This is a genomic window from Paenisporosarcina sp. TG20 (genome assembly GCF_000286315.1).
Lineage (GTDB): Bacteria > Bacillota > Bacilli > Bacillales_A > Planococcaceae > Paenisporosarcina.
In genome coordinates, this window is the sequence record NZ_ALJG01000100.1 from 1 (window position 1) to 2,803 (window position 2,803).

The window sequence follows — 2,803 nt, forward strand, 5'->3', positions numbered from 1 at the left end:
AGCGAGACAGACGAGACCCCACAGGTAGCGCAGCGGACGAGGAGGCTTGGCGCTCGCCCGCGGAAAGCGTCCGCCTGCAACGAAAATCATACCATAAACCAAAGTGGATACTGTGTGCTTTCTTAAAGGACCGGGCGTATTCTGCCCGGTTTTTCTTATAACAGTTGAACTAGTGTCGAAATATGTTGAAGAGTGTTTATAAAAGTTTTTAAAAAGGTATATAAGGTGTAAACCAACAAAAACAATAGGAGGCTTCACCATGAACAATCAATCGAATCGACATATAGAGGTAGCAAGTACTGAGGATGAAATGTTTAATAAATTAGATACACTACTGGACCAAGGCTATAGTGAAAGTGAAATTCATGTTATTGCTATAGATCATTCTTCTGACGTAAACACACTGGATCGCCATTCTGAAGTTTCAACACATGAAGCTGGGACATTTAAGGATAAATTCAAGTCATGGTTTACTGGGGAGGATGCTGTACGAGAAGGTCTTCGTTCATTAAATTTAAGTGAGGCTGAAAAAGACCGATACTCAAATTATATTGCTAACGGAGGTTTCGTATTGTTTACTGAAAGAAATGAAAAGAGTTTAAACGAGCTTGAAGATAGTAATGATCCAAATAATTCATTAGAAAATGCCAATGGTTTTAATAAAGAGGAAGAACTCCAAGCTCAAACTACTGGGATAGGACTTGCAACTCGTATCCAAAGTGAAGATCAACAGTTTACCACATCATCTGGAACGGAATTTATAGAATCTCGATTTACTGAATCAGAAACAACTCGTGAAGTTACCAAATCAGATTCCCTGACAGATGCCTCTAAAACTGAGGGTTATCAGTCACCAGAAGTAGATCCAAACATGGGGCCTGCGGCATTTGGCTTAGAAGAAACGCTAGAAGATGCGAAGGATGATTTCGAAAAAGATTCAAGAAATGATAAATAGAAACATCCGATGACGAAAATAATTAGAGTACGACTAAGTAGCAGTAGTACTAAAAAGGTAAATTAAACCTCTTTGAATATTTTAATGCAAGGAGGTTTTTACCTGGGTTAGAGGGAAGCTAGCTCTAAATGTTTTTACAGATTTTAAACTGGATAACGGGACGAGGTTTAGTATTAACTAGTTGTTATTAATTGTTGTTCATGTTCCGTTTCAGTATCGTGAATCTGACCGCGGATTTCTAAATGGGGTAACCATTCTTTATATCTTCCGAAGCAAATTAAGACTTTTATCAAACTTACATTTTTAGTTAAAATAGATTAAAATAGTAGAATACTGATAAATGTGCATATCATGATAGGGTTCAAAAAATAAAATAAGTTGTCCATATTAATAGGTTCAGGTTGCTCAATTGCAAATCACCTAAAATTGCTAGGGACATAGGATGGTCACGCAATGTTAAATAGGAAAACATTAGTCAAAATCATATCATGGATACCTGTAATACTTTGGATGTTTTTGATCTACACATCGTCCGCTCAAGTTGCAGATGATTCCAACGAACTAAGCAAGGGTATTACACAAAGTATTGTAGAAACAGTGGAAAGTATTATTCCAGGAAATGATATAAGTGTAGATAACTTAAATTATTTGATTAGAAAAAGTGCCCATTTCTTTACCTATTTAATTCTCGCATTACTGGTTTTGAATGCTGTTAGGAAAAGTAGGATATATGGAATTAAGAGCTTTACGATATCCCTAGGAATTTGTGTATTATATGCAATATCCGATGAAACCCATCAACTGTTTGTTCCAGGAAGAGGGGGACAGGCAACGGATGTGCTAATCGACACTAGTGGAGCCATGTTGGGAATAGGGATATATGGATTTACTAGCCGAATGAAATATTCTAATAAAGCAAATCAAAAATAAAGAATGTTGGAGCAGCCGAAATTGTATCTTTGGCCGCTATTTTATATGAGGTAGGTGTCTATTCTCTCGTCCACCAAAAACGAATTTAAAATTGTTTATAGGAGAGGAGCGAAGTGACCATCGGCTCTTTGCTTTTTAATAATAAAACATCTAAATTGGAATTTTATTAAAGCGTGACCATAAAATAGTGTAGTTTAAGTTTTCTTCTGACCTAAAAGTAATGAAATCAAGCTGAGTGGGCTGTAACATAGAATGGGCGAAAAGCTTCTTGTAGTACGAAGCCATTAAGAAAAACAAAGAACAAAGTGTAAGAAATATTCACAAAAATGATTAATTGGGTGATTTTTACTGCTTAATTGAAAAAATACCAAATACTCATTTGAGTTCTGATTATATTATGATGAGGCATATAGCATTCAATATAAATAATGAATTGTTAGTGACTGAAAGAATTAAAGAAGAAGATGAATGATAAGGATGGGTGATTATAATGTGGGATGATGAAAAGCTTTCAAAGTATATACTCTATTTTAAGAAAATAAATCGAGAAATGGCTCTTGAAAAGAACAAAAAGCTACCTTCATTCGTTTTAGAACGCGACCCCATGTATACCGCATATGAAGCCAAACTAATCGAATTCGTGCACTATGTGGAAACGATAAATTTTATGGATACTAATTACAATCAAACTCTAGAAACATATCATGCTACAATATATACCGATATGGTAAAAAAAATTGAAAGTGCACCCGAAGAACTTTTGAAAGCTACTTTATCGTACTTAATCCGTGCAGAGCGCTTTACTTCAGGTGCGTGGATTGCATTTGTGGAAGACGGTACTTTCCTGAAAGTTCTCCAAAGGATTAAGACCTTAAATAAACCCTAATATTTTTGATGATTGAGTCAATTTCATAATAA

Annotated in this window: 3 protein-coding genes; all 3 read left to right on the forward strand. The window is 35.3% G+C overall.

The genetic code is table 11. The features are described 5' to 3' along the window. Window positions 1-259 precede the first annotated feature (259 nt). The gene (locus B371_RS22305) at window positions 260-955 is read left to right on the forward strand and encodes a general stress protein (RefSeq protein ID WP_019412444.1); all 696 of its coding nucleotides are present in this window, start codon (window positions 260-262) and stop codon (window positions 953-955) included. A gap of 453 nt (window positions 956-1,408) precedes the next feature. Then, window positions 1,409-1,885: a VanZ family protein gene (locus B371_RS20995; protein ID WP_019412445.1), complete on the forward strand. Its 477-nt coding sequence runs from the start codon at window positions 1,409-1,411 to the stop codon at window positions 1,883-1,885. Between the two features lie 490 nt (window positions 1,886-2,375). Further along, window positions 2,376-2,771 (forward strand): DUF6508 domain-containing protein, encoded by a 396-nt coding sequence (locus B371_RS0100795; RefSeq protein ID WP_019412446.1) that lies wholly within the window; start codon window positions 2,376-2,378, stop codon window positions 2,769-2,771. Window positions 2,772-2,803: the final 32 nt, after the last annotated feature.

What these genes read in the sequence shown, in the direction of transcription:
- B371_RS22305 (WP_019412444.1), top strand. Translation starts at nt 260, where the DNA reads ATGAACAATCAATCGAATCGACATATAGAGGTAGCAAGTACTGAGGAT.
- B371_RS20995 (WP_019412445.1), top strand. Translation starts at nt 1,409, where the DNA reads ATGTTAAATAGGAAAACATTAGTCAAAATCATATCATGGATACCTGTA.
- B371_RS0100795 (WP_019412446.1), top strand. Translation starts at nt 2,376, where the DNA reads ATGTGGGATGATGAAAAGCTTTCAAAGTATATACTCTATTTTAAGAAA.